A 26,414-nucleotide genomic window follows, 5' to 3' on the forward strand; every position below is an offset into this window, starting at 1 on the left:
GGGCCCTTCAGGTGTCGGCGGGTGCCGGAGGCCTACGCCTCGAACACCTCACGCACCAGCTGCTCCTGCTCGGCCTGGTGGCGCTTGGCCGAGCCCACCGCCGGCGACGAGCCGTGCGGGCGCGAGATGCGCCGCAGCCGCTCGCCGGCCGGGATGTCCGCGCCGACCGCCAGGTCCAGGTGGTCGATCAGGTTGAGCGCGATGAACGGCCAGGCACCCTGGTTCGCCGGCTCCTCCTGCGCCCACAGGTATTTCTCGGCGTTCGGGTACTTGTTGACCTCCGCCTGGAGCTCGGCACCCGGCAGCGGGTACAGGCGCTCGATGCGGATGATCGCCGTGTCCGTGACGCCGCGCTTGACCCGCTCGGCCTCCAGGTCGTAGTACAGCTTGCCGGCCACGAAGACGACCTTGCGGACCGCTGCCGGGTCCACGGTGGAGTCGCCGATGACGGGGCGGAACTGACCGGACGTGAACTCCTCCGTCTTCGACGCGGCGGCCTTCAGGCGCAGCATCGACTTCGGGGTGAAGACCACCAGCGGCTTGTGGTGCGGGTTGTGCACCTGCCACCGCAGGAGGTGGAAGTAGTTCGACGGGAGGGTCGGCATGGCGACCGTCATGTTGTTCTGGGCGCAGAGCTGGAGGAAGCGCTCGACGCGGGCCGAGGAGTGGTCCGGGCCCTGGCCCTCGTAGCCGTGCGGCAGGAGGAGGGTGACGCCGGACGTCTGGCCCCACTTCTGCTCCGCGGCCGAGATGTACTCGTCGACCACGGTCTGGGCGCCGTTGACGAAGTCGCCGAACTGCGCCTCCCACATGACGAGCGCGTCGGGGCGGGCCAGCGAGTAGCCGTACTCGAAGCCCATCACGGCGTACTCGGAGAGCAGCGAGTTGTAGACGTTGTACCGCGCCTGCTCCTCGGCGAGGTACATCAGCGGCGTGAACTCCTCGCCCGACTCGCGGTCGATGAGGACCGCGTGGCGCTGGCCGAAGGTGCCCCGCTGGGAGTCCTGGCCGGACAGGCGGACCGGGGTGCCCTCCAGCAGGAGGGAGCCGACCGCGAGGGTCTCGCCCATGCCCCAGTCGATCGTGCCGTCCTCGACCATCGCCGCCCGCCGCTGCAGCTGCGGCAGCAGACGCGGGTGGACGTGGAAGGTGTCGGGGATGTTGACCTGCGACTCGGCGATCCGCTTGACGACCTCCGCGGAGATCGCGGTGTTCACCGCGACCGGGAAGTCCGCCTGCGGGTCCGACACCGGGCCGGAGGCCGGCTGGGAGGTGGCCTCGCGGACCTCCGTGAAGACCTTCTCCAGCTGGCCCTGGTAGTCCTGCAGGGCCTGCTCGGCCTCTTCCAGGGTGATGTCGCCGCGACCGATCAGGGACTCGGTGTAGAGCTTGCGCACCGAGCGCTTCTTGTCGATCAGGTCGTACATCAGCGGCTGGGTGAAGGCCGGGTTGTCCGACTCGTTGTGACCGCGGCGGCGGTAGCAGATGAGGTCGATCACCACGTCCTTGTTGAACGCCTGGCGGAACTCGAAGGCCAGACGCGCGACGCGCACCACGGCCTCCGGGTCGTCGCCGTTCACGTGGAAGATCGGAGCCTCGATCATGCGGGCCACGTCGGTGGCGTACATCGACGAGCGCGAGGACTCCGGCGCCGCGGTGAAGCCGACCTGGTTGTTGATGACGATGTGGACCGTGCCGCCGGTGCGGTAGCCGCGCAGCTGCGACATGTTCAGGGTCTCGGCCACCACGCCCTGGCCCGCGAAGGCCGCGTCGCCGTGCAGCGCGACCGGCAGGACCGTGAAGTCCGTGCCGCCCTTGTTGATGATGTCCTGCTTGGCGCGGGCGATGCCCTCGATGACCGGGTCGACCGTCTCCAGGTGGGACGGGTTGGCGGCCAGCGAGACCTTGATCTGCTCGCCGTCCAGGCCGGTGAAGGTGCCCTCGGCGCCCAGGTGGTACTTCACGTCGCCGGAGCCGTGCATCGACTTCGGGTCGAGGTTGCCCTCGAACTCGCGGAAGATCTGGGCGTACGACTTGCCGACGATGTTGGCGAGGACGTTCAGGCGGCCGCGGTGGGCCATGCCGATCACGACCTCGTCCAGGCGGGACTCGGCGGCGGAGTCGATCACCGCGTCGAGCAGCGGGATGACGGACTCGCCGCCCTCCAGCGAGAAGCGCTTCTGGCCGACGTACTTCGTCTGCAGGAAGGTCTCGAAGGCTTCCGCGGCGTTCAGGCGGCGCAGGATGCGCAGCTGCTCCTCGCGCTCCATCTTGGAGTGCGGGCGCTCCACGCGGTCCTGGATCCACTTGCGCTGCTTGGGGTCCTGGATGTGCATGAACTCGATGCCGGTGGTGCGGCAGTACGAGTCGCGCAGCACGCCGAGGATGTCCCGCAGCTTCATCAGCGACTTGCCGGCGAAGCCGCCGACCGCGAAGTCGCGCTCCAGGTCCCACAGGGTGAGCCCGTGCTCGGTGATGTCCAGGTCGGGGTGCTTGCGCTGCTTGTACTCCAGCGGGTCGGTGTCGGCCATGACGTGGCCGCGGACCCGGTAGGAGTGGATCAGCTCGAAGACGCGGGCGGCCTTGGTGACGTCGTCGTCGTGCGAGGCGTCGATGTCCTTGAGCCAGCGGACCGGCTCGTAGGGGATGCGCAGCGACTCGAAGATGTCGTCGTAGAAGCCGCTCTCGCCCAGCAGCAGGTTCGCCACCTGGCGCAGGAACTCGCCGGAGGCGGCGCCCTGGATGACCCGGTGGTCGTAGGTCGACGTGAGCGTCATGACCTTCGAGATGCCGAGCTTGTTCAGGGTGTCCTGGCTGGTGCCCTGGAACTCCGCCGGGTAGTCCATGGAGCCGACGCCCATGATCACGGACTGGCCGGGCATCAGACGCGGCACGGAGTGGACGGTGCCGAGGCCGCCGGGGTTGGTCAGGGAGACCGTCACACCGGTGAAGTCGTCCATCGTCAGCTTGTTGTCGCGGGCGCGACGGACGATGTCCTCGTAGGCCTGCCAGAACTCGAAGAAGTTCAGCGTCTCGGCCTTCTTGATGGCGGCCACGACGAGCTGGCGGTCACCGTTCGGCTTGACCAGGTCGATGGCCAGGCCGAGGTTGACGTGCGGCGGCTTGACGAGGGTCGGCTTGCCGTCCTTCTCGCCGAACGCGTAGTTCATCGACGGCATGGCCTTGATGGCCTGCACCATCGCGAAGCCGATCAGGTGCGTGAAGGAGATCTTCCCGCCCCGGGCGCGCTTCAGGTGGTTGTTGATGACGATCCGGTTGTCGAACAGCAGCTTCACCGGGACCGCGCGGACCGAGGTGGCGGTCGGCAGCTCCAGCGAGGCGTTCATGTTCTTCGCGACGGCCGCGGACGGACCACGCAGCGTCACGTACTCGGGACCCTCGGGCGCCTCCTTCGCGGGGGCCGCCTTCGCCTCGGGCCGAGCGGGCGCCTGTGCGGGCTGCGCCGGCTTGGCGGGGGCGGGAGCGGACTTCGCGGCGGGAGCCGGGGCCGGAGCGGCCGCGGGCCGCGGAGCCGCGGGGGCCGGGGCGGCGGCCTGGGGGCCGGAGCCGCGGGCCGGGAGACCGGGGCCGCGGGCTGGGCCTGCGGCGCCGTTGCGGTGGTGGCTGCGGCCCCCGCGGCCGCAGTACCCGCCGGAGCCGGGGTGGCAGGTGCACCCGGCTTGTAATCGGCGAAGAAGTCCCACCAGGCTCGGTCTACCGAGTTCGGGTCCTGGAGGTACTGCTGATAGATCTCGTCGACGAGCCACTCGTTCGGACCGAACGCGGCAGCGGGGTTCTTCCCGGCTTGGTCGTCGGTCGAGATGCTCGAGTTACTGGGGGACTGTGGCGACACGGCGGCAACCGCCCTCTTCCGCTTCACAAGGTGATGGACAGCGGGAATAAAGGCTACGCCTCCAAGACCGCGAAGGTCAGGTCGGGCCCGTTCATCGTCGCGTAAGTCACATCAGAAATCTTGTTTCAGGGCTTGAAATGGCGGGAAACAAGCGTGGTTCCGGAAGTGAGAGGGTGCGCCGGTCGAGGCCCGCGGCGCCTGGGTGCGACGGATGGCGCGGGCCTGCGCCTGATCACACGTGTCCAGCTGCGCCGAACGGCGGCGGCCGTCGTGGATCTTGGGCTTCCGGTTCGAACTTTACGTCAACTTGAAGCGGAGGACAGTCCCGGAAGGGTGACGATGATCCGGCAGCCGCGCTCGGATTCGGCCACACCGATCCGGCCGCCGTGCAGATCCACCGCCCAGCGGGCGATCGCGAGACCGAGTCCCGTGCCGCCGTCGCTGCCCGGGCCGTGCGGCCGGGTCACCGCGCCGCGGTTGAACCGCTCGAACACCCGGTGCCACTCCGACCTGGGGATGCCGGGGCCCTCGTCCAGGACCTCCAGCTCCAGCGACTCCGGCCGCGGCCCGCGCCGCGCCCGCACCGTCACGCGGCCGTGCGCGGGGCTGTGCTTGACCGCGTTGTCGATCAGGTTGGCGACGACCTGGTGGATCCGCTCGGGGTCCGCGTGCGCGGTCAGCTCCGGCGGGGAGACGTCGAGGTGCAGATGGACGTCCGTGCGGGTGTGGCTGCCCGAGCCGGACGCGATGCCCGCGCGCGCCGAGGCGACCATGTTGGCCTCCTTCAGCACGCCCGACAGGTACGGCCACACCTCGAAGCGGCGCAGCTTCAGCGGGACGACGCCGTTGTCGAGGCGGGAGAGGTCCAGCAGGGTCTCCACCAGCCGGCCCAGCCGCTCGGTCTGCTTCAGGGCCGTGCGCATGGTCTCCGGGTCCGCCTCGGTGACCCCGTCGACGATGTTCTCCAGCACCGCGCGCAGGCCGGCGATCGGGGTGCGCAGCTCGTGCGAGACGTTCGCCACGAGCTCCTTGCGCTGCCGGTCCTGGGCCTCCAGCTCGTCGGCCATGACATTGATCGTCCCGGCCAGGTCGCCGAGTTCGTCCCGGCGGTTGTCCTTCACGCGGCGCGTGTAGTCGCCCTCGGAGATGGAACGGGCGACCGTGTTCATCTCGTCCAGCGGCATGGTGAGCGAATGCGCCACGAACTGCGTTATCAGGAGTGTGGCGATCATCGAGAAGACCGTGATGAAGCGGAGCTCCGTCTTGGTGTGCACCGCGATCATCGACAGACCGGTGGTGATCAGCACCGAGATGACGACCAGCGCGCCCAGCTTGGTCTTGATCGAGAACGGGCGTACGCCGCCCCAGGGTGCCTCCCCGGGGCTCCTCCGTGCGGCCTGACGCCCGTCACCGCTCATGGATTCGGCGTCTCCAGCGCGTATCCGACGCCGTGCACCGTGCGGATCCGCTCGGCGCCGATCTTCCGCCGCAGCGCCTTGATGTGGCTGTCGACCGTGCGGGTGCCGGAGGCGTCCGCCCAGTCCCAGACCTCGGCCAGCAGCTGCTCCCGGGAGAGCACCGCGCGGGGGGTGTTGGCCAGGCACACCAGCAGGTCGAACTCGGTGGGCGTCAGATGCACGTCCTCGGCCTTCACCCGCACCCGGCGCTGCGCGTGGTCGATCTCCAGCTCGCCGAGCCGCAGGATCCCGCTGCGCGGCGTCGAGGCGGCGACCGCGGCCCGCTCCACGCGGCGCAGCAGCACGTGCACGCGTGCCGCCAGCTCCCGCATCGAGAACGGCTTGGTCATGTAGTCGTCGGCGCCGACCCCGAGCCCGACCAGCATGTCGGTCTCGTCGTCGCGCGCGGTGAGCATCAGCACCGGTACCGGACGCTGGGCCTGCACGCGGCGGCAGACCTCCAGGCCGTCGAAGCCGGGCAGCATGATGTCGAGGATCAGCAGGTCGGGCTGCCAGGCCTCGGCCGTGTCGACTGCGGCCGGACCGTCGGACGCCGTCTGTACGAGAAATCCCTCGGCGCGGAGCCGGGCCGCGATGGCGTCGACGATCGTCGTGTCGTCCTCGACGACCAGCACCCGGCGCTGTGCGCCCGGGGTGGTCGTCGCCGCGCCGCTCTGGGAGGTGTGTGTCTGCTCCATCGCCCGCCCCTGTTGTTGCTTTCCGGAATCCGTGGGGTGATCCCATGTCTGCGATTGACGCTTGAATGATCCGCGCGTCAGGGAAGCACCCTACGGGGACTCACCGCGCTGTCGCTATCCAGGGCGGACGCCGAGGTGAACGGCGTCCGGAACGCCCCGGGCAACGGGCACCTCTTCGGTACGCACCTGTTGGAACCCGGCATTCCGCAAGGATCCTTCAAATTCCGGAGAGGGTTTCGCCGACCACACCGCGAGGACGCCGCCGGGTCTCAACACCCTTGCGCAGGCGGCGAGTCCGGCCGGCGCGTACAGGCCGTCGTTGTCGTCGGTCACCGTCCAGTCCGGCCCGTTGTCGATATCGAGGCACAGTGCGTCGAACGTGTCCGATGTCTCATTGACGTAGTTCACGAGGTCCGCCTGCACGATCCCGGTGCGCGGATCGGCGAGCGCGGCGGCGGACAGTTCGCCGAGCGGGCCGTCGCGGTGCCAGCCGATGACGGCCGGTTCCCGCTCCACGACGGTGATCCGCCCCCAGCGTGCGTCGGCGGCCGCGTGTGCGAGCGAGAACCCCACCCCCAGGCCGCCGATCAGCACCGCCGGCGCCGGCCGCCCGTCCAGCGCGCCGTACGCGGCGTCGACCAGCAGCCGCTCCGAGCGGCCGTCGGAGGTGTCCATCAGGAAACAGCCGTTGGCGATGATCTGGAGCAGCGCGCCCTGTCTGCGGAGCACCACCTCGCCGTACGGGCCGTCGCGCCGGTCCAGGACCACGGGGGAGTCGTACACGGCTGTCATAGGCCCATCCTGCTTGAACAGGGCCCGACGTTCACGGGAATTGCCGATGACGGACCCGGCCGGCGGACGCGGACGCGGCGGGAGCGTGAGAGGTTGCTGTGAATCCGCTCTCGCGTGGCGTCGGTCATAGACAGCGCCCGGGGGAGCACGAAGGGTGGGGCGCGACGGAAGGAGCGCCTCACCGTGGAACGGACCGCGAAGGGCCCTGCGGCAGCCGGGCCCCCGCCCCCGCCGGGCACGCCCCTTCCCGTCGGCGCGGCCGCCGTCGGCCCGCCCGCGGCCGCCCGGCTGCTGGACGGCATACCGCGTCAGCGCGGTGCCACGGCTCCCGCCCCGGTGCAGGCCGCGCCGCGTCCGGCCGCCGCGGCCGTACGGCGGTGGCTGCCGCTGCCGACCCCGGCGCGCACCCCGTTCACCTTCGCCTACGCCTGCCTCCTGGCCGCCACCTCGGCCTTCGCGGCGCTGGCCGACCCCGCGCTGGTGCACGCCGTCCACCAGGCCTCCAGCACGGACGTGGCCCACCTCGTGCGCACGCCCCTGCTGGTGCTGCCGGCGAGCGCCCTGTGGATCGCGGGCGGGATCGTCTCGCCGTACGCGCTGGCGTTCCTGCTCGTGCTCACCGCGCTGGAGCGCCGGATCGGGGGCACACGCGCGGCCTGCGTGTTCCTCGGCGGGCACGTCCTGGCCACGCTCGCCACGGAGGTCCCGGTGGGCCTGGCCGTGCTGGCCGGGCACCTGCCGGACAGCTCGCTGCACCGCCTCGACTACGGCATCAGCTTCGGTGTGGCCACCAGCGTCGGCGCCCTGGCCGGGTTGCTCACCCCGTGGCCGCGCGGCCTCCTGCTCGTCGCGGTGGGCGGCATGCTCCTGGACGACCTCGCCGCCTTCACGGACCCGATGACCAACTGGGGCCACCTGATCGCCCTCGCGCTCGGCGTCGCCTCCTGGCCTCTCGTGCGCCGCCGGGAGCGGTCGGCCCAGTCCTCCCAGCAGCCCCTGACCTGCGAGAACTCCTGCCTCGCCCAGTGATCGCCCACAGCGAACACCGCTGTGGGAACACCAGCCCCCACCCAACGGTTGAGTCGGCATAGCTCAAGTTGACTGCCTAAGGGGAGATCATGGCTGCTGAGTCCACGGCGTTCACGCTCGTTCTGCCAGTGCTGCCGCTCGACGACGAGGTCGTGCTGCCCGGGATGGTGGTTCCGCTGGACCTGAGCGACTCCGAGGTACGGGCCGCGGTGGAGGCCGCCCAGGCCGCCGCCCGGTCGGAGCCCGGGAAGCCCAGGGTGCTGCTGGTGCCGCGCATCGACGGGACGTACGCGAAGACCGGTGTGCTGGGCACGGTCGAGCAGGTCGGCCGGCTGGCCGACGGCGACCCCGGGGCTCTGATCCGCGGCCGGAGCCGGGTGCGCATCGGTGCCGGCACGACCGGCCCCGGCGCGGCGCTCTGGGTCGAGGGCGCTCGTATCGACGAGAGCGTGCCGGACCCGCTGCCGGGCCAGGTCGCCGAACTCGTCAAGGAGTACAAGGCGCTGGCCACCAACTGGCTGAAGAAGCGCGGCGCCTGGCAGGTCGTGGACCGCGTCCAGGCCATCGACGGCGTCTCCGCGCTCGCCGACAACTCCGGCTACTCGCCGTTCCTCACCACCGAGCAGAAGGTCGAGCTGCTGGAGACCGCCGACCCGGTGGCCCGCCTCAGGCTCGCCGCGCAGCAGCTCCGCGACCACCTCGCCGAGCAGGACGTGGCCGAGACCATCGCCAAGGACGTCCAGGAAGGCGTCGACAAGCAGCAGCGCGAGTTCCTGCTGCGCCGTCAGCTGGAGGCCGTCCGCAAGGAACTGCGCGAACTGAACGGCGAGCAGGAGGGCGAGGAGTCCGACGACTACCGCGCCCGCGTGGAGGCCGCCGACCTGCCCGAGAAGGTCCGCGAGGCCGCCCTCAAGGAGGTCGACAAGCTGGAGCGGGCCTCCGACCAGTCGCCCGAGGGCTCCTGGATCCGCACCTGGCTGGACACCGTCCTGGAGATGCCGTGGAACGAGCGGACCGAGGACGCGTACGACATCCAGGGCGCGAAGGCGATCCTCGACGCCGAGCACGCCGGCCTGGAGGACGTGAAGGAGCGCATCACCGAGTACCTGGCGGTGCGCAAGCGGCGCGGCGACCGGGGCCTCGGAGTCATCGGCGGCCGGCGCGCCGGCGCGGTGCTCGCGCTCGTCGGGCCGCCCGGTGTCGGCAAGACCAGCCTCGGCGAGTCCGTCGCGCACGCCATGGGCCGCAAGTTCGTCCGGGTCGCCCTCGGCGGCGTCCGCGACGAGGCCGAGGTCCGCGGCCACCGCCGTACGTACGTCGGTGCCCTGCCCGGCCGGATCGTGCGCGCGATCAAGGAGGCCGGGTCCATGAACCCGGTCGTGCTCCTCGACGAGATCGACAAGGTGGGCTCCGACTTCCGCGGTGACCCGGCCGCGGCCCTGCTGGAGGTCCTGGACCCGGCGCAGAACCACACCTTCCGCGACCACTACCTGGAGGTCGAACTCGACCTGTCGGACGTGGTCTTCCTGGCCACCGCCAACGTCCTGGAGGCCATCCCGGAGGCGCTCGCCGACCGTATGGAGATCGTCCGCCTGGACGGTTACACCGAGGACGAGAAGATCGTGATCGCCCGGGACCACCTGCTCCCGCGCCAGCTGGAGCGGGCCGGCCTGAGCACGGACGAGGTCACGATCGACGAGAGCGCGCTGCGCAGGCTCGCCGGCGAGTACACCCGTGAGGCGGGCGTGCGCACCCTGGAGCGGGCCGTCGCGCGACTGCTCCGCAAGGTCGCGGCCCAGCACGAACTCGGCCGGCGCGAGCTGCCGTTCACCGTGCGGGACGAGGATCTGCGCGGGCTGATCGGACGCCCGCACCACGTGCCCGAGTCCGCCCAGGACCCGGCCGAGCGCCGTACGGCGGTCCCCGGTGTGGCGACCGGCCTCGCGGTGACCGGCGCGGGCGGTGACGTCCTCTTCGTCGAGGCCTCCCTGGCCGACCCGGAGACGGGCGCGGCCGGGCTGACCCTGACCGGCCAGCTGGGCGACGTGATGAAGGAGTCGGCGCAGATCGCGCTGAGCTTCCTGCGCAGCCACGGCGCCGAACTGGAGCTGCCCGTGGGTGACCTGCGGGACCGGGGCGTGCACATCCACTTCCCGGCGGGCGCGGTCCCCAAGGACGGCCCGAGCGCCGGCATCACGATGACGACGGCCCTCGCGTCGCTGCTGTCGGGCCGGCTGGTCCGCACGGACGTGGCGATGACCGGTGAGGTCTCGCTGACCGGGCGGGTGCTGCCCATCGGCGGTGTGAAGCAGAAGCTGCTCGCCGCCCACCGCGCCGGGGTGACCACCGTGATCATCCCCAAGCGCAACGAGCCCGACCTGGACGACGTCCCGGCCGAGGTGCTGGACAAGCTCGACGTCCACGCCGTGACCGACGTCCGCCAGGTCCTGGAACTGGCGCTCGCACCCGCCGCGAGCGGTGCGACGCCGGAGGTTCCGGTAGCGGCGTGACGGACGCTCCCGGACGAGCGGAGGCCCGGACCCCCACGGGGGCCCGGGCCTCCGCCACGTTTCCGGCCGCGCGTTTCCCTGGTCGGGCCGGGCGCCATGCCTGGGGCGGTCCTGCGTCTCGCCCCGCCGCCGTATGCGTGACGCCTGCCTTTCCCGCCCCGGCCCGGCGCGCGTCGCTCCGGGCCGGCCCGCGTCGGCCCCCCGGCCCGGCCTGCCGCCGAGCGCGGCCCCGGCTGCCGCCGTGTGCGCAGCGTCCATGCCGTCCGGCGTGATCGGGGCCGCCGTGGTGCCCTGCCCGGTCCGCCGTCGTGCCCGACCGCCTCCGCCGTCGGCTAGCGGCCGCCTCCGGCGGTGTCCCGTGTGCGGGCCCCGTGCCGGGCCGTCCGGGAGGCTGCCGTCGGTGCCGGGACCGTCCGCCGTCGCCATGAGCGCAGCCTCTCTGGGCGGTGTGGTCAGGCGGGGGACGGTGTCGGGTCGGTAGAATTCGGGCGTGAGTGGGCAGGGCAGTCGGCCCTCCGGTCTGATCGGAACGGAGATCGCGGGCTACCGGGTCGAGCGCGAACTCGGTCGCGGCGGCATGGCCGTCGTCTACTGCGCCAAGGATCTGCGCCTCGGCCGCACGGTCGCGCTGAAGCTGCTGGCCCCCGAGTACACCCGCAACGACGCCTTCCGCCGCCGTTTCGCCCAGGAGTCCCGGGTGGCCGCCGCCATCGACCACCCCAACATCGTCCCCGTCTTCGAGGCCGGCGAGGCCGACGGCATCCTCTACATCGCCATGTGCTTCGTCTCCGGTCTCGATCTGCGCGCCCTGCTCGACCGCGAGGGCCCGCTCCCGGTGCCCGCCGCCCTGCGCATCGCGGCCCAGCTGGCCTCCGCGCTCGACGCGGCCCACGCGCGCGACCTGGTGCACCGGGACGTCAAGCCCGGCAACGTCCTGGTGGCCAAGGGCATCGACAGCGACCACCCCGAGCACGTCTACCTCACCGACTTCGGGCTGGCGAAGAAGTCCCTGTCGCTCACCGGGTTCACCACCGCGGGCGAGTTCGTCGGCACCCTCGACTACGTGGCGCCGGAGCGGATCGCCGGGCGCCCGGTCGACGGCAGGGCGGACCTGTACAGCCTCGCGTGCGTGGTCCACGAGATCCTGGCCGGTGTCCCGCCCTTCGAGCGCGAGGACCACCTCGAACTGCTCTGGGCGCACCAGTACGATCCGCCGCCCGCGCTCAGCGACAGGCGACCGGACCTTCCGGGGGCCGCCGACGACGTCCTCAGGCGGGCCCTGGCGAAGATCCCCGACGACCGTCACGGCTCCTGCCTGGAGTTCGTGGCCGCCCTGCGCACCGCGACCGGCGAGGTCGGCCCGCGAGGCCGTACGCCGACGCTGGTGGACGCCCGTGTGGCCACCCCCGCCGCGGACGCACCGGCGGACCCGGTGCGGACCCTGGGCGCGGAGACCCTGACGGTGTCCGCGCCGGTGCCCGAGCCGCCCGCCTGGGCCGGCCCGGTCCTCAAGCGACCGGCATAGTCCCGGCCGCCCTCCTGCTCGTCAAGTCCCGAGTCCTCGGAACATGACCCCGCTTTCACGTTCCGGCCTACTTGAAGCACGGGCCGCACCGGAAGGACCGGAAATCGAAAAGGCCCGGACGACAAGTAGGAGCTAATCATGCAGCGCAACACCGAGAACGTTCAGAACGCCCAGGAGATCCGTACCAAGCGCGGTTTCCGTCTTTCGACACTCGTCGCCTCGGCCGTGGTCGTCGCCGGTGGAATCATCCTCCCGGCCACCGCCGCCTCGGCGGGCACGATGCCCGACTCGGCCGTGACGACGATGGTCGTCCATCACAAGAACCACGACCAGAAGGACCATCACAAGAAGGACCACCACAAGAAGGACCATCACAAGAAGGACCACAAGAAGAACCCGGGAAATGCGACGGGTGGTAACGGCGGTAATGCCACGACCAATGGTGGCGGTAACGCGACCGGTGGAAATGGTGGCAACGCCACGACCAACGGCGGCGGGAAGGCCACCGGCGGCAACGGCGGTGACGCCACCACGAACAAGGGAGGCAATGCGACCGGCGGGAACGGCGGTAATGCCACCACCAACAAGGGTGGCGACGCGACCGGCGGCGACGGTGGTAATGCGACCACCAACAAGGGTGGCAATGCGACCGGCGGCGACGGCGGTAATGCGACCACCAACAAGGGCGGCGACGCGACCGGCGGCGACGGCGGTAATGCCACCACCAATGCCGGTGGGAACGCCACCGGAGGCAACGGCGGTGACGCCACCGCCGGCTAGGGCGCGGACCGCCTGACAGGCTGACGTACGAAGGTCCGGGTGGTGCGGTCGACGACCGCACCACCCGGACCCCGCGCGCACGGCGCGCCTACAGCAGCAGCCCGGGCCCCGCGGTGGTCGGGCCCCGGGAGACCTGGTGGCCCAAAGCCGGTCCGTTCATGTCGCAGCCGCGCATGCAGACCCAGAGCCGGTACAGGAATCCGAGGTGCAGCACGTCGCCCATCACCTGGCCGTTGGCACCGAGCGGGCGCGCGCAGACCGCGCAGTCCATGGCCATCTGCTGGCGGGGCAGGAGCCGGGCGACGTCGGGCAGAGTCAGGAAACCCGCGGCAACACTGTTCACTCGGCGCTCCTGGCACGGGGTGGTGTACGGACCTGCCGGTCACCTTTTCCGGCGGGTGCCCCGGCGAGCTTCGTCCGGTGCCGGGGCGTGACCTTCCGGGGCGGCCTCGTCAGGGTGATCTGACGCACCACCTGCTGGAAGCAGGCCAGGGAGGCCAGACTCGGCAGGGCGGCGGCCGCTGCTCCGATGATGTCCTTCGGCGCCTGTGCGACGCAGAGCGTCATCCCGATGGCCGAGAACACCAGGAGCACGGACCAGGAGTGCAGGGCCCGGCGCTGGTGCAGCGCGGCGCGGACGATCGAGAGCGACGCCACCATCCAGGGGCCGAACACGAGCACCGGCCACCAGGAGACCACGTCGGTCTGCATCCGCGACATCGCCACGAAGCGCAGCGGGTCGTAGGCGATCAGGCCGCCGAAGATGCTCACCGCGGACGCGACGGAGGTCACCACCGCGGCGATGAAGTGACTGGCGATCCGGATCTTGCTCGGGCGCTGCCGGGCCCTGACCCTTCGATGGCCTCGGGGAGGCGACTTTACCGGGGGCAACTCCGCGGTCATCTCTACGAGCGCTTCGCGTGGAGCCTTCACGCGTGGTTGGACGAAGAAGTCCTCGTCGCGCGCGGCCGGAATCTTCGGCTGCTGCTCGAGGGTCTCCTGCAGGATGAAGGCCAGTTCTTCCGCGGGATCCCAGCTGGAGTCCGGAGGGATCAAAGGGGAGTAGAAACCTTCGGTGGGCGCCGGATGCCATTCCTCGGCGCCCTGATACTCGCTCTGATAGTCGTCCGGATATCCCATGGAGGGTTCCGGATACCCCATATGCTCATGATGCATGATGTGGTCCACTCACCCCGTGGGCGAGCCGCAGAGCCACGTCTCCTGGCCCGGCCAGCGTTGTGCGACGTCATCCTCCAGGGAGTTCATCACATCCACGAACTCCTGCAGGATCTCCTCGGTCACCTCCAGGGCGACGGGAAGGCCGCCCTTCACCAGAACACCCTTGGCGGGGCCGGTGGCGGGTTGCCCTGGCACGTACATGTAGGAACCCAGCCGCGCGGGCCGCCGCGCAGTCGAGTGCGACCGCTTCGGGACGGATGCGAACCCCCGCCCCCCCGATGCCTTCGTCATATTCCAGATAACGCCGCCATTCGGTGATGGATGCGGCGCAAATGGGTGAGGGATTAGCCGGACAAGTACCTAGATGGGGTATCGGTAGGGCCTATATGTAGCTCTACCAGTTATAGCCAAATCCGCCGGGGCGGCTGCCGGGTACGGCGCCGGTCAGCCGGGGGCGAGCGTCTGCTCGGCCCACACCGTCTTGCCGACACGATCGTGCCGGGTGCCCCAGCGCTCGGCGAGCTGGGCGACCAGCAGCAGCCCCCGCCCGCCCTCGTCGAAGATCCGCGCCCGCCGCATGTGCGGGGTGGTGCCGCTGGAGTCGTACACCTCGCAGCCCAGCGTGTTGCCCTGGTGGATCAGCCGGAGCCGGATGGGCGGGCGGCCGTAGCGGATGGCGTTGGTGACCAGCTCGCTGACCATCAGCTCGGTCGTGAACGTGGCCTCCTCCAGGCCCCAGGCGGACAGCTGCGCGGAGGCGTGGTGCCGGGCCCGGGAGACGACCGTGTTCTCGCTCGCCAGCTCCCAGGAGGCGACCCGGTCCTCGTGCAGTGCCCGGGTGCGGGCCACCAGCAGGGCGATGTCGTCGTCGGGGCGGTGGGTCAGCAGCTCGGTGAGCACCCGGTCGCACACGGAGTCCAGCGACTTCGCCGGTCGGACGAGTGCGGCGAACATCTTGTCCAGCGCCTCGTCGATGTCGTGGTCGCGGGCCTCGAACAGGCCGTCGGTGTACAGGGCCAGCAGACTGCCCTCGGGCAGTTCGGTCTCGACGGCCTCGAAGGGCAGTCCGCCCAGCCCGAGCGGCGGCCCGGCGGGCACGTCGAGAAAGCGGACCGCGCCGTCCGGGGTGACCACCGCGGGCGGCGGATGGCCGGCCCGGGCCAGGGTGCAGTGGCGCGAGATCGGGTCGTAGACGGCGTACAGGCAGGTGGTGCCGATACCGCCGGCGGTCTCGGCGGCCGGGTCGGAGCTGCCCTCGTCGGCGGCGAGCCGCAGCACCAGGTCGTCGAGGTGGGTGAGGAGTTCGTCGGCCGGCAGATCGACGTCGGCCAGGGTGCGCACCGCCGTGCGCAGCCGGCCCATGGTGGCGGTGGCGCGGATGCCGTGGCCGACCACGTCGCCCACGACGAGCGCCACCCGCGCCCCGGACAGCGGGATCACGTCGAACCAGTCGCCGCCCACGCCGGCCCGGGTGGCCGCGGGCAGATAGCGGGTGGCGATCTCCAGGGCGCCCTGGTCGGGCAGGGTGTGCGGCAGCAGACTGCGCTGGAGGGCCATGGTGGTGGTGCGGGCCCGGGAGTAGGTCCGGGCCTCATGGATGCCCGCTGCCGCCTTCGCCGTGAACTCCTGCGCGAGCCGCAGGTCCTCCGGGCCGAACGGCTCCCGGTCCCGGTGCCGGCCGAAGAGGGCGACGCCGAGCGTGTTGCCCTGGGCGAGCAGCGGCACCGCGAGCAGCGACCGGGCGCCGGACGTGCGCAGCCACACGGCGCCCGGGTCCAGCGTCGCCCATTCGGTGATGGCCGGGTCCGCGGTGTCGTACAGGAGCGGGCGGCCCGCCGCCAGGCAGTGCGCCGGCGGGGAGTCGGCCGGGCAGACGATCGCCTCGCCCACCCCGGTGCCGTAGGCCGGCCCGTCGCCGTTCGGCACCGCGCGCAGGGCGGCGCGCCGCAGGACGACCGGGCCGGGCTGCGGGACGGGGTCCTCGGCGCCGGAGCGGGCGAGTCGAGTCGAGCAGGTCGACCGTCATGACGTCGGCCAGCCGGGGGACCGTGACCTCGCCGAGTTCCTGCGCCGCGCGGGCCTGGTCGGCGACGGTGCCGACCCGCGAGCCGGTCTCGCCCGACGGGCTCCTGCGGACGGCCGAGTCCTGGGTGGGCTGCTGGGTGGACAGGCAGACGGCCCGGACCCGGCTGTCGGCGTCCTTCAGCGGGGTGAGGACGACCCCGCGGCCGAGCTCCGCGCCGAGGCGGACCCGCACGTCCTGCGGCCGGCCGGACTCCAGTGCGAGCCGCAGCGAGCGGTCGGCCTCCTCGCTCGCGGCGCCGGGCACGATGTGGACGAGGCGCAGTCCGCGCATCGCCGCCTCGGGCAGGGCGAGAGCGTGCTCCATGCGGCGGTTGGCGCGCACCAGCCGCAGTTCCGCGTCGAAGATGGCCAGCGGGAAGGGTGACTGGAGGAAGGTCCACTCCTCCAGGGGTTCCCCCCGGGGCGGCTGGGTCCGGGCGGTCACGGCGCTCACCACGAGCCAGTCGACGGCTCCCGCGGCCGAGGTCCGCCGGTGGGCGAGCACGGCCAGCTCCAGGGACCGGCCGTCGCGGTGCCGCAGCGGGATGTTGCCGTTCCAGCGTTCCCGTCCGGCGAGGACCCGCCTCGCCGCGGCGCCTTCGGCGGCGAGCAGCGCGGCGGCGGGCCGGCCGAGGACCGCGGAGGAGTCGTAGCCGAGCAGCCGCTGGGCGCCCTCGCTCCAGCCTGTGAGGATGCCCTGCGCATCGATGGTGGCCGTGGCCGTGTACGTCGACTGTCGCTCCATCGCCGCTCATCTCGCCCTTGCTCGGCAGGCTCTCCCTGACCAGCATGATCCCGGCCGGCGCCGAGCACCAACGCAGGGACGGGCGGGAAATCGGGGCGGGAAGTGCTGCGCGCGGGCGGGGCGGCGCCTCCTCGTCGGGCACCGGCCCCCGCCGTCGTCGGCGGGGTACCGGTGCCCGGCGGCGGTCAGCCGAGGGCCAGGGCCTGCACCCTGTCCAGCGCCCCGTTGAACTTGTCGTGGTCGCCGACGGTCGGGCCGGAGGAGGTGTACTGCCACATCGTGTAGTACGACCACCCGGCCGGCAGCGTGCCCGGGTCCGAGGCGTACCGGGCGATCCACAGCGGATCGTTGGCGGCGAAGCCGGCGTAGTTGCCGGTGCACTGGGTCCACCAGCTGGTGGCGGTGTAGATCACCGGGTACCGGCCGGTGCGCCCCTTGTAGGTGTTGATGAAGTCGGCGATCCAGCCGACCATCTGGCTCGCGGTCTTGCCGTAGCAGGCGGCGCCGTAGGGGTTCCACTCGATGTCGAGGGTGCCGGGAAGGGTTTTGCCGTCCCGCGACCAGCCGCCGCCGTGGTCGACGAAGTAGTTGGCCTGGGTGGCGCCACTGGTGGTGTCCGGGGTCGCGAAGTGGTACGCGCCGCGGATCATGCCGACGTTGTAGGAGCCGTTGTACTGCTGGGCGAAGTAGGGGTTCGTGTAGTACGTCCCCTCGCTGGCCTTGGTGTACGCCCAGCGCACCCCGCTGCTCCACAGGGTCGACCAGGCGACGTTGCCCTGGTAGCCGGCGACGTCCACGCCCTCCGTCTGGGTGACGTCACCGGTGCTGGGGGTGCCGTCCTGGCCGTCGTGCGCGAGGACGCCCATGCCCATGTGGGCGGAGCCGCGGCCCGGTGCGGTCGCCGCCCGGGCGGAGGTGAGGGGGAGGGTGAGGGCGAGCGCCGCGAGGAGGGCCGTGAGCAGGACGGCGCGGGGGCGCGGGCGGGCGGGGCCGGGTCTGTGCACGGACATGGCGTGCCTCCGGGGGGAGTGGTGTGGGGGACCGTGGCAGTGACCGTGGAAGAAAGGCCAAGAGTGGCGTGGGCATGCCATTCATTGCCTGGTAAAGAAGCTACGCACGTAGATGACGGGGTGGGAAGGGGGTCCGGACGACGCCGTTGGTCTACGCCTGCGAAATACTTACGGAGCTGCGGCTATGACGGCGTTTGACAGAAACTTTCAGGACCGCGAAATCGAGCAGGGGTGCTGACGTGCACGAGGACGGAATCGGTGGCGCGCACGGCGTCACCGGCCCAGTGACACCGAGTGGTGCAGACCAGGAGTTCCTGGCGCTGGAACGCGAGTTGACCGTGCTGCTCCGGCGGGCCCGGGCCAACCAGGGAGAGATGGCCCGCGAGGTCCACCCGGACCTGGAGTCCTCGGCGTACGGCCTGCTCATCCGGCTGGACGAGCTGGGCGGCCAGCGGGCCACGGAACTCGCCGCCTACATCGGCGTGGGCAAGGCCACCATGTCCCGCCAGCTGCGCGCCCTGGAGGACCTCGGCCTGATCACCCGCCAGCCCGACCCCGCCGACGGCCGGGCCTGGCTGGTCACCCTCACCGACGAGGGCCGCGGCCGCGTCGGCACGGTCCGCGAGGCCCGCCGCGCCCGCTACGTCAGCCAGCTCGCCCACTGGGACCGCCACGAGGTGGCGGAACTGGCCCGGCTGCTCCACGAGTTGAACGGCGTCATGGAGAGGTAGGCCCCCGCCCCCCCGGGCCTCACAGCTCCACGTGGACCACCGTCGCGTCGTCGTGCGCCTTGCCGCGGCCCAGGAACGCCCGCTCCACCCGGTCGGCCGTCTCCAGCTCCCGTACCCGGTCCACCAGCCAGCGGGCGCCCTCCTTCGCGACCACGTCGAACAGGGCCGTCCAGTCGCCCTCGCGGAACGTCTCCGTCCAGCGCGCCGCGCCGTCCGTCAGCGCGGCGAGCGCGCGGACCTCGTGCCGGGGCACCGAGCCGGTGACCGCGCGGACCGCCACCGAGGGGTCGGCGGCCGCCGTGAAGAAACCGCCCTCCTTGTTCCGCACGGTCGCGTCCACCAGGGCGTCGGTGGCGAGCGCGGACCGGGGGAGCCTGGCGAGCCGGTCGTCCAGCACCGGGACGACCGTGCCGTCCGGGCTCCGCAGCAGCAACGCGGAGTCGGACAGCACCAGGTACTCGACCGTGCCGGCGGACCAGCGGGCCAGCGCCACGGTTGCCTGCGGGGTGCGCGGGTGAGAAAGGTCACAGGTGCCCGTGTGGGCCTCGGCGGTCCGTTCGATCGCCCGCCCGAGAATCTCCGGGAGCGTCAGATCTCCACCGGAAACGGTCAGTTCGGTCAGGGCACCGCCGAGCCGCGCGGTGAACCAGGGCACGGAATGCAGACAGCCGGCGCCGTCCCTGGGCGGAGTCACCCCGTCCAGGACGACCACGCAACCGCCCTGTCCGCAGGCGGATAGTCCGACCCCGGCGAAGTCCTCGTTGGGGCGGGCGGCGTCACCGGGTTCCGAAACGAGATCGGTTCGCATCCAGCCAGTCTGCACCAGGCCTTCACAGGGTCCGCCAAAGGCTGGCAACCACCGTCGGAAGGCCATGACCGCGCAGGTCAGCCGCCTGTTTTGGGAGGGAATGATCCACTCCGGGCAGACGTGGTGGCGAAGTTTGCCAAAGCCTGCCGCGCACGTCCAACCGGCCCGCCGCGCACGGCCACCGCACACGCCGGCGGAACTTGCCCGCCAACTCCCCTCCGATGTTCACTCCTTCGGGTGGCGGGTCAGGTGATGCGCGACCACTGCCCACCGGCGCTGGGAGGGTCGGGAACCGTACGAACCGGGTGTACGCACCACTTGGCACCGAGATGACGGGGCGCCACCCGGGCCCCTGGATGGACGAGTTCAGGAATGCGAGCACCGGTGCAGAAAAAGCGGCCTCGGCGCACAGGCAGGCAGACGGACCCCAAGGGGACCGACCCGCAGACCCCCGTGGGCGCCGGCCGCCCCACCCATGTGCGCACCCGGCTGATCCTCGCCGTCGCCGTGGTGGCGGCGGCCGTCGCCGGGGCCGGCGCACCCGCGCTGCTCACCGCGTCCCAGGACGTCAGCGACTCCCAGGAACTGGTGACGCTGGCCGCCCGTACCCAGGACGCGCTGGTCCTCGCCCACTCGCTCGCCGACGAACGCGACGAGGTCACCTCGTACATCGCGGCCGGCCGCCCCAGGACGAAGGCCCCCTCGGAGGACCGCAGCGCCCGTGTCGACCGGCAGGTGGAGGACCTGCGGGCCGACACCGACACCCCGGCGGCCCTCCGCGGCGACCTCGACGGCATCGCCGCCGTCCGCCGGGCCGCCCTCACCGGCAAGAGCACCGCCCTCCAGGCCCACCTGGCCTACTCGGCGACCATCACCGAGCTGCACCGGCTCGCCGGGCAGCTCGCCGAGCAGATGCCCGCCCGGGCCGGCTCCGGCGCCTACGCGCTCGCCGAACTGGACTCGGCCGTCCAGCAGTCCGCCGCCGCGCGCGGCCTGCTGCTGGCCGCTCTGAACGTCCCCTCGCGCACCCAGACGGTGATCAGCCCCACCACCGGCCTGCCCACCACGTCCGTCACCGCGACCGACGAGGACAAGAAGCAGCGCGAGGCCCTCACGGCCGCCGCCCAGCAGGCCCGGCTGCGCGCCGACGCGACCCTCGCCGACTTCCGCGCGACCGCCCCCAAGGCGGCCGTCGACTCCTACGACTCCACGGTCACCGGCCCCGAGGTCAACTCCGCCGACAAGTACCTCGCCGCGCTCACCGACCAGCCGACGCTCTCCGACGGCGAGCTGAGCACCGGCACCAAGAAGCTGGACGCGGCCCTGTCCGCCCGCGTCGACCTGATGCGCGGGGCAGAGGCCGCGCTCTACGACCACCGCACCAAGGACCTCGCGGTGCTCCGGGACGACGACGTCACCGCCCTGGAGATCCGCGTCGCCGTGCTCGGCGCCCTGATGCTGGCCACGATCGGCATCGCCACCGCCATGGCCCGCACCCTCACCCGCCCGCTGTCCGTGCTGCGCCGCGGCTCGGCCCGGCTGGCGGAGGCCGAGGACCCGCTCACGCAGGAACCGATCACCTTCACCGGCCGCAACGACGAGTTCGCCCAGGTGGTCCGCTCCGTCAACGCCCTGCACACGCACGCGGCCGCCCTGCACGAGCGCGTGGCCACGCTCGAGACCGACCGCAAGCACCTGGTGGGCCAGCGCCAGAAGATGGCCGACGCCCGCGAGGAGCTCCGCGCCGAACTCGCCGAGTCCGCCGCCCAGCTGGACCGTCTGCGCACCAGTATCGGCTCCACCTTCGTCAACCTGGCTCTGCGCACCCTCGGCCTGGTCGAACGGCAGCTCGCGGTCATCGAGGGCCTGGAGGACCGCGAACAGGACCCCGACCGCCTCGCCACGCTCTTCAAGCTGGACCACTTCGCCACGGTCATGCGCCGGCACAGCGAGAACCTCCTGGTCCTCGCCGGCACCGAGCACGTCCAGCAGCACCACGGCCCGGTGCCGCTGGTCGACGTGGTCCGCGCCGCGGTCAGCGAGATCGAACGCTACGAGCGTGTCCGCATCGCCGCCCTCCCGCCGCACGCGCACGTGGCCGGCTTCGCCGCCGACGACCTCTCCCACCTGCTGGCCGAACTCATGGAGAACGCCACCTCGTTCTCCCCGCCGGACCTGCCCGTCGAGGTCTCCGGCTGGCTCCTGGAGTCCGGCGAGGTCATGCTGTCGGTCCAGGACGAGGGCATCGGCGTCGCCGGTGACCGCCTCGACCGCTTCAACGCCCGCCTGAGCGACTTCGACCCCGAGTCGCCCTACGACCAGGAGGGCGACGAGGGCCTCGGGCTCGGCCTCTACGTCGTCGCCCGCCTCGCCCACCGCCACGGTGTCCGGGTGCAGCTGCGCGAGCAGAAGCAGGGCGGCATCGCCGCGGTCGTGGTCCTGCCCGCCACGCTGCTCGCCGAGGCCCCGACGGCCGCCGTCCCGTCCCAGGCCACGGCCGCCGGCGGTACGGCGGCCTTCTCCCTGCCGGGCGCCGACGCCGAGGTCAACTCCAACGTCCTGTACGGCCGCCCCAAGGACGGCGACCTGCTCGTCGCCCTCGCCGAGAAGGCGGTGGAGGCCGGAACGGCGGCGGAGACCGTCGCCGGCGGCACGGCGGACGGGACGGCTCCGGACGCCGCCGACGACCCGGCCGGGACCGACGAGACCGTGCCCGAGCGGACCGCGTCCGAGGAGACCGCGTCCGAGCGGACCGAGGCCGAGCAGGCCGTGCACGAGCAGGCCGAAGCGGGCGGTGAGCAGGCGGAGGCCCGCCCGAAGGCACCGGCGGAGACGTTCGCCGAGACCACCATGGAGCTGCTGCTCCCGGACCTGGCGCCGGCCGACGACGGCGGGAACGCCCCCCGGCCCCCCGCGGCCGACGACGAGGGCCCGGCGAGGGACGGGGACGGCCACGACCCCACCGCACCCGCTTCCGCCGGGGCCTCCGAGGAGACCGACGACGCTCTCCAGGAGCCCGATGAGGACCGGGTCACGAGCAAGGGCCTGCCCAAGCGCACGCCCAGGATCACCGCACCGGCCGCAACGCCCCGCCAGCGCAGCACAAGCGTCGACGCCGACGCCCTGCGCCGCAGGCTCGGCGGCTTCCGCCAGGGCGCCCAGGCCGGCTACCGCGAGGTGGAGGCGGAGATCGCCGAACAGACGGCCGGCCACCAGCGCCCGGCCCGCTACGCACACGCCGAAGAAGCCACGGGGGGCACAGCCGAGGAGGCAAGCAGTTGACCGCGCCCAGTACCTACGGACTGAGCAGTGAAGCCCGCAACCTGCACTGGCTGCTGACCAACCTGGTCGAGGAAGTACCCGGCATCCAGTCCGTCGCCGTGGTCTCCTCCGACGGCCTGCTCCTGCTCTCGTCCGACCCCGGGCACGCGGAGGAGGCCCGGCAGACCCGCGGAGCCAGGCGCGGCGGACCGCGCGGATCCTCCGCCGACCTCGCCACCATCGTCTCCGGCATCGGCAGCCTCACCGTCGGCGCCGCGAAGCTGATCGAGTTCGGCGGGGTCAAGCACACGATGGTCGCGATGGAGGAGGGCAGCCTGTTCGTGATGTCGATCAGTGACGGCTCGCTGCTCGGCGTGCACGGTTCCGCCGAGTGCGACATGAGCGTGGTGGCGTACCACATGGCCCTGTTCGTGGGCCGCGCCGGGCACGTCCTCACCCCCGAACTCCGCTCGGAACTGCGGCAGTCGCTGGAAGCCTCGTCGACCGGGAGCGCCCGATGAGCGGCACCTCGAAGCTCCCCGTCCGCGGCGGCGACCGCAAACCCGCCCGCGTCCGCCCCTACTCGCTCACCGGCGGCCGTACCCGCTTCGGTCACGTGCTCCTCGTGGAGACCTTCGTGGCCGCGCTGGAGGCCCCCGAGGAGCGCAGGGAACTGACGAACGGCTCGCTCGCCACCCGGGTCATGCCCGAGATGCGGGCCATCGTCGAACTCTGCCGCCGTATGCGCACGGTGGCCGAGATCGCCGCGCTGCTGAAGATGCCGCTCGGCGTGGTCCGGGTCCTCCTCAGCGACCTCGCGGACCAGGGAAAGATCCGTGTGTACGGCACCGGAACCGGTCACGGCACCGGCCGTCCGGACCGCGCTCTGCTCGAAAGGGTGCTGAGTGGACTCCGTCGTCTCTGACGCAGCCGCCTCCGTCGGAGGCAACCCCCTCGCCGCCGGCCTCGCCGATCCGGACGGCGACCTGAAGTCCTGGCAGACGGACCGCACCCGGGCCCCCATCGCCACGAAGATCGTGGTGGCCGGGGGCTTCGGCGTCGGCAAGACCACGATGGTCACCGCCGTCTCGGAGATCACGCCCCTGCAGACCGAGGCGCTGATGACCGAGGCGAGCGAGGAGACCGACGACCTGACGGCCACGCCGGGCAAGCTCACCACGACCGTGGCCATGGACTTCGGCCGCATCACGCTCGACGACGACCTGGTGCTCTACCTGTTCGGCACGCCGGGCCAGCAGCGGTTCTGGTTCATGTGGGACGACCTCGTGCGCGGTGCGATCGGCGCCGTCGTCCTGGCCGACACCCGCCGTCTGAAGGACTGCTTCCCGGCCCTGGACTACTTCGAGAGCTGCGGACTGCCGTACGTCGTCGCGGTCAACCACTTCGACGGCAGCGAGCGGTTCGAGCCGGAGGACGTACGGGAGGCGCTGACCATACCCGCGCACATCCCTGTCATGATCATGGACGCGCGGCGGCGGATCTCGGCCATCGAGACCCTCCTCGCCCTGGTGGCGCACGCGCTGGACGAAACCCCCGAGTAGTCCTGCCTCCCCCAGCAGTCCTCACCTCGTAGGAGACACCACCCGCATGCGGAAGATACTCGTCGTCGGAGCCGGCCAGTCCGGACTCCAGCTCGCCCTCGGCCTGCAGTCGCACGGCTACGAGGTCACCCTGATGTCGAACCGGACCGCCGACGAGATCCGCTCCGGGCGGGTCATGTCGACGCAGTGCATGTTCGACACGGCGCTTCAGCACGAGCGCGATCTCCAGCTGAACTTCTGGGAGTCCCAGGCCCCGAAGATCGAAGGACTCGGCGTCTCGGTCGCGGCCCCCGGCTCGCACGACCCGGGCCCCACCCAGCGGGCGATCGACTGGGTGGGCAGGCTCGACGGGTACGCGCAGTCCGTCGACCAGCGGGTGAAGATGGCCGGCTGGATGGAGACCTTCGCCCAGCGCGGCGGCCAGCTCGTCGTCCACGGCGCGGCGGTCGGCGACCTCGACTACTTCTCCCGCACCTACGACCTCGTCCTGGTCTCGGCCGGCAAGGGCGAGCTCGTGTCGATGTTCGGCCGGGACCCGGAGCGCTCCCCGTACAGCGAGCCGCAGCGCGCCCTCGCGGTGGCGTACGTGCACGGGCTCGGCCCGCGCCCGGAGCACCCGGAGTTCGACGCGGTCCGCTGCAACCTGGTCCCCGGTGTGGGCGAGCTGTTCGTCATGCCGACGCTGACCACCTCCGGCCGCGCCGACATCCTGTTCTGGGAGGGCATACCCGGTGGCCCGCTCGACGTCTTCAACGGCGTCAAGGACCCGGCCGAGCACCTCTCCCTGACCCTGGAACTCATGGAGAAGTTCACGCCCTGGGAGTACGCGCGGGCCACGAAGGTCGAGCTCACGGACGCCGGCGGCACGCTGGCCGGCCGCTACGCGCCGACCGTGCGCAACCCCGTCGGCCGTCTCCCCTCGGGCGGCCTGGTCCTCGGCGTGGCCGACGTGGTCGTCGCCAACGACCCGATCACCGGCCAGGGCTCCAACTCGGCCTCCAAGTGCGCGGCGGCGTACCTCGCCTCGATCCTCGAACACGGGGACAAGCCGTTCGACGAGGACTGGATGCGGGCGACGTTCGACCGCTACTGGGCCACCGCCCAGCACGTCACCAAGTGGACGAACGCGATGCTGGCGCCGCCGCCGGAGCACATCCTGAACCTCATCGGCGCCGCCGGCCAGCTCCAGCCGGTGGCCGACCGCTTCGCCAACGGCTTCAACGACCCGGCCGACTTCGAGAACTTCTTCTACGACCCGGAGAAGACGGGCGCCTACCTGGGCTCGGTCACCGGGGCCTGACCGGAGGCGGCGGCGTCGGGACGGACCGCGCCCAGGACCGGGTAGGACGCCATGGGGGAGACCTTGACGTCCTCGCCCGGTCTCGGGGCCTGGACGACCTTGCCGCCGCCCACGTACATCGCCACGTGCGTCGCCTCGGGGAAGTAGACGACCAGGTCCCCGGGGCGCAGGTCGGTCAGCGGGACCCGCTTGAGCCGGCGCCACTGCTCCTGGCTGGTGCGCGGGATCGGGGTGCCCGCGTGGGACCAGGCCTGTGAGGTCAGGCCCGAGCAGTCGTACGACGCCGGACCCTCGGCGCCCCACCGGTACGGCTTGCCGAGCTGCTCCATGGCGTAGTGGACGGCGCGGTCGCCCCCGGCCGAGGCCGGGCGGTCGGCGGGCAGGGCGCCCGCGGTGGTGAGCCGCTCCTGCGCCGCGGTGACGCCCTGCTGTTCCAGGCGGGCGATCGCGGCGAGCCGGTCCGGGGTGAGGCCGGCCAGCAGGCGCTCCACGTCGCGCAGTCTGCGCTGGACGTCGTCGCGTTCCTTCCGCTGCCGCCCCGCCAGCGTGAGCTGGGTGTCGAGGGCCTTGCGGGCCGCCCGGGCGAGGGCGTCCCGCCGCTTCTCGGCGCTGGTCAGGCGGGCCACCGTCCGGGCCCGTTCCCGGGCCAGTTCACCGATGACGTGCCCCTCGTCCAGCGCGTGCTGGGGGTCACGGGCCAGCAGCAGACGGACGTAGGGGCCGAGGTCGCCGCTGTTCTGGTACTGCTGCCTGGCCAGGCGCCCGGCGTCGGTCCGGCTGCCCTTGAGGGCGAGACGGGCGCGGGACAGTTCACCGTCGAGGCGGGCCACCTCGGCGCGCTGCTGCTTCAGCTGCTCCGCGGTGCCGTTGTAGGCCTCGGTGGCCTGCTCGGTCTGCCGGTACAGCTGCTGAAGGTCCGTCAGCATCCGGGAGACGGAGGGCTCCGGCTCCGGTGCGGCCGCGGCGGGCAGCGGCGCGAGGACGGCCTGGGCCGCCACGGTGGCCGTACAGGCCAGGCGCCGAAGGGTTCCTGACACGTCATCACCTCCGGTGCGGGACAGACGGACTCTCCGTCTCTCGTCGCACCGTGATAATCAGACGTGTCGGTGG

Annotated in this window: 20 protein-coding genes and 2 pseudogenes; 10 read left to right on the forward strand and 12 right to left on the reverse strand. The window is 71.9% G+C overall.

The window, feature by feature from the left end:
* Positions 1–32 precede the first annotated feature (32 nt).
* The 4 genes and pseudogenes from N8I86_RS25400 to N8I86_RS25415 all read right to left on the reverse strand — a co-directional run bounded on the left by N8I86_RS25400 (position 33) and on the right by N8I86_RS25415 (position 6,800).
* Positions 33–3,853 (reverse strand): annotated as a pseudogene (locus tag N8I86_RS25400) (multifunctional oxoglutarate decarboxylase/oxoglutarate dehydrogenase thiamine pyrophosphate-binding subunit/dihydrolipoyllysine-residue succinyltransferase subunit).
* A 302-nt stretch (positions 3,854–4,155) separates the two neighbouring features.
* Positions 4,156–5,271, reverse strand: a complete 1,116-nt coding sequence (locus N8I86_RS25405) for a HAMP domain-containing sensor histidine kinase (protein WP_073889432.1) — start codon at positions 5,269–5,271, stop codon at positions 4,156–4,158.
* A complete protein-coding gene (locus N8I86_RS25410; protein WP_073889433.1) occupies positions 5,268–6,008 on the reverse strand; it encodes a response regulator transcription factor in 741 nt (246 codons plus the stop codon). Before N8I86_RS25410 ends, N8I86_RS25405 begins: the two co-directional genes overlap by 4 nt.
* Before the next feature lie 114 nt (positions 6,009–6,122).
* The gene (locus tag N8I86_RS25415) at positions 6,123–6,800 is read right to left on the reverse strand and encodes a spermidine synthase family protein (RefSeq protein WP_073889435.1); all 678 of its coding nucleotides are present in this window, start codon (positions 6,798–6,800) and stop codon (positions 6,123–6,125) included.
* Positions 6,801–6,983: 183 nt separating this feature from the next.
* Here N8I86_RS25415 and N8I86_RS25420 point away from each other — a divergent pair, with 183 nt between their 5' ends.
* From N8I86_RS25420 to N8I86_RS25435, 4 genes are all read left to right on the forward strand, one after another.
* A complete protein-coding gene (locus N8I86_RS25420; RefSeq protein ID WP_263278777.1) occupies positions 6,984–7,829 on the forward strand; it encodes a rhomboid-like protein in 846 nt (281 codons plus the stop codon).
* Positions 7,830–7,918: 89 nt separating this feature from the next.
* Positions 7,919–10,339, forward strand: coding sequence for an endopeptidase La (lon, locus tag N8I86_RS25425; RefSeq protein ID WP_263278778.1), 2,421 nt, complete (start codon positions 7,919–7,921; stop codon positions 10,337–10,339).
* A gap of 490 nt (positions 10,340–10,829) precedes the next feature.
* The gene (locus N8I86_RS25430) at positions 10,830–11,864 is read left to right on the forward strand and encodes a serine/threonine-protein kinase (RefSeq protein WP_263278779.1); all 1,035 of its coding nucleotides are present in this window, start codon (positions 10,830–10,832) and stop codon (positions 11,862–11,864) included.
* 138 nt (positions 11,865–12,002) lie between these two features.
* A complete protein-coding gene (locus N8I86_RS25435; RefSeq protein WP_263278780.1) occupies positions 12,003–12,644 on the forward strand; it encodes a hypothetical protein in 642 nt (213 codons plus the stop codon).
* An 88-nt stretch (positions 12,645–12,732) separates the two neighbouring features.
* On the opposite strand, the gene N8I86_RS25440 is transcribed toward N8I86_RS25435, so the two are convergent.
* The 6 genes and pseudogenes from N8I86_RS25440 to N8I86_RS25465 form a co-directional block, all read right to left on the reverse strand.
* The gene (locus N8I86_RS25440) at positions 12,733–12,987 is read right to left on the reverse strand and encodes a hypothetical protein (RefSeq protein WP_073889442.1); all 255 of its coding nucleotides are present in this window, start codon (positions 12,985–12,987) and stop codon (positions 12,733–12,735) included.
* Positions 12,984–13,832: a DUF2637 domain-containing protein gene (locus N8I86_RS25445; RefSeq protein ID WP_107423606.1), complete on the reverse strand. Its 849-nt coding sequence runs from the start codon at positions 13,830–13,832 to the stop codon at positions 12,984–12,986. Before N8I86_RS25445 ends, N8I86_RS25440 begins: the two co-directional genes overlap by 4 nt.
* Positions 13,833–14,018, reverse strand: coding sequence for a hypothetical protein (locus N8I86_RS25450; protein WP_241840747.1), 186 nt, complete (start codon positions 14,016–14,018; stop codon positions 13,833–13,835).
* Positions 14,019–14,267: 249 nt separating this feature from the next.
* Positions 14,268–15,749, reverse strand: coding sequence for an ATP-binding SpoIIE family protein phosphatase (locus N8I86_RS25455; protein WP_317633619.1), 1,482 nt, complete (start codon positions 15,747–15,749; stop codon positions 14,268–14,270).
* Between the two features lie 280 nt (positions 15,750–16,029).
* Positions 16,030–16,632: pseudogene (locus N8I86_RS25460) on the reverse strand (PAS domain-containing protein); the annotation flags it as partial.
* A gap of 185 nt (positions 16,633–16,817) precedes the next feature.
* Positions 16,818–17,642, reverse strand: coding sequence for a lysozyme (locus N8I86_RS25465; protein ID WP_263278782.1), 825 nt, complete (start codon positions 17,640–17,642; stop codon positions 16,818–16,820).
* Positions 17,643–17,881: 239 nt separating this feature from the next.
* Here N8I86_RS25465 and N8I86_RS25470 point away from each other — a divergent pair, with 239 nt between their 5' ends.
* The gene (locus tag N8I86_RS25470) at positions 17,882–18,373 is read left to right on the forward strand and encodes a MarR family winged helix-turn-helix transcriptional regulator (protein ID WP_073889448.1); all 492 of its coding nucleotides are present in this window, start codon (positions 17,882–17,884) and stop codon (positions 18,371–18,373) included.
* Between the two features lie 19 nt (positions 18,374–18,392).
* On the opposite strand, the gene N8I86_RS25475 is transcribed toward N8I86_RS25470, so the two are convergent.
* Positions 18,393–19,181 (reverse strand): protein phosphatase 2C domain-containing protein, encoded by a 789-nt coding sequence (locus N8I86_RS25475; RefSeq protein WP_073889450.1) that lies wholly within the window; start codon positions 19,179–19,181, stop codon positions 18,393–18,395.
* Positions 19,182–19,565: 384 nt separating this feature from the next.
* Here N8I86_RS25475 and N8I86_RS25480 point away from each other — a divergent pair, with 384 nt between their 5' ends.
* Genes N8I86_RS25480 through N8I86_RS25500 form a run of 5 tightly spaced genes read left to right on the forward strand, consistent with a single transcriptional unit; the run spans position 19,566 to position 25,304 of the window.
* Positions 19,566–22,463 carry a nitrate- and nitrite sensing domain-containing protein gene (locus N8I86_RS25480; protein ID WP_263278783.1) on the forward strand — a complete coding sequence of 966 codons (2,898 nt, stop codon included), beginning with the start codon at positions 19,566–19,568 and terminating at the stop codon, positions 22,461–22,463.
* On the forward strand, positions 22,460–22,963 hold the full coding sequence (locus N8I86_RS25485) for a roadblock/LC7 domain-containing protein (protein ID WP_073889453.1): 504 nt from the start codon (positions 22,460–22,462) through the stop codon (positions 22,961–22,963). The genes N8I86_RS25480 and N8I86_RS25485 overlap by 4 nt, the downstream gene beginning before the upstream one ends.
* Positions 22,960–23,367 carry a DUF742 domain-containing protein gene (locus N8I86_RS25490; RefSeq protein WP_073889454.1) on the forward strand — a complete coding sequence of 136 codons (408 nt, stop codon included), beginning with the start codon at positions 22,960–22,962 and terminating at the stop codon, positions 23,365–23,367. Before N8I86_RS25485 ends, N8I86_RS25490 begins: the two co-directional genes overlap by 4 nt.
* Positions 23,348–24,004, forward strand: coding sequence for a GTP-binding protein (locus tag N8I86_RS25495; RefSeq protein ID WP_073889456.1), 657 nt, complete (start codon positions 23,348–23,350; stop codon positions 24,002–24,004). Before N8I86_RS25490 ends, N8I86_RS25495 begins: the two co-directional genes overlap by 20 nt.
* A gap of 46 nt (positions 24,005–24,050) precedes the next feature.
* Positions 24,051–25,304 carry a styrene monooxygenase/indole monooxygenase family protein gene (locus N8I86_RS25500; RefSeq protein WP_123436699.1) on the forward strand — a complete coding sequence of 418 codons (1,254 nt, stop codon included), beginning with the start codon at positions 24,051–24,053 and terminating at the stop codon, positions 25,302–25,304.
* On the opposite strand, the gene N8I86_RS25505 is transcribed toward N8I86_RS25500, so the two are convergent.
* Positions 25,277–26,341, reverse strand: a complete 1,065-nt coding sequence (locus tag N8I86_RS25505; protein ID WP_073889482.1) for a C40 family peptidase — start codon at positions 26,339–26,341, stop codon at positions 25,277–25,279. The two genes, N8I86_RS25500 and N8I86_RS25505, sit on opposite strands and share 28 nt — an antisense overlap.
* Positions 26,342–26,414 lie beyond the last annotated feature (73 nt).

It is taken from the genome of Streptomyces albidicamelliae, from assembly GCF_025642175.1.
GTDB classification, from domain to species: domain Bacteria; phylum Actinomycetota; class Actinomycetes; order Streptomycetales; family Streptomycetaceae; genus Streptomyces; species Streptomyces albidocamelliae.

Bases quoted from the DNA above. Each gene is read 5' to 3' on its own strand.
- N8I86_RS25405 (WP_073889432.1), bottom strand. From the start codon at position 5,271: ATGAGCGGTGACGGGCGTCAGGCCGCACGGAGGAGCCCCGGGGAGGCA.
- N8I86_RS25410 (WP_073889433.1), bottom strand. From the start codon at position 6,008: ATGGAGCAGACACACACCTCCCAGAGCGGCGCGGCGACGACCACCCCG.
- N8I86_RS25415 (WP_073889435.1), bottom strand. From the start codon at position 6,800: ATGACAGCCGTGTACGACTCCCCCGTGGTCCTGGACCGGCGCGACGGC.
- lon (WP_263278778.1), top strand. From the start codon at position 7,919: ATGGCTGCTGAGTCCACGGCGTTCACGCTCGTTCTGCCAGTGCTGCCG.
- N8I86_RS25435 (WP_263278780.1), top strand. From the start codon at position 12,003: ATGCAGCGCAACACCGAGAACGTTCAGAACGCCCAGGAGATCCGTACC.
- N8I86_RS25465 (WP_263278782.1), bottom strand. From the start codon at position 17,642: ATGTCCGTGCACAGACCCGGCCCCGCCCGCCCGCGCCCCCGCGCCGTC.
- N8I86_RS25475 (WP_073889450.1), bottom strand. From the start codon at position 19,181: ATGCGAACCGATCTCGTTTCGGAACCCGGTGACGCCGCCCGCCCCAAC.
- N8I86_RS25490 (WP_073889454.1), top strand. From the start codon at position 22,960: ATGAGCGGCACCTCGAAGCTCCCCGTCCGCGGCGGCGACCGCAAACCC.
- N8I86_RS25500 (WP_123436699.1), top strand. From the start codon at position 24,051: ATGCGGAAGATACTCGTCGTCGGAGCCGGCCAGTCCGGACTCCAGCTC.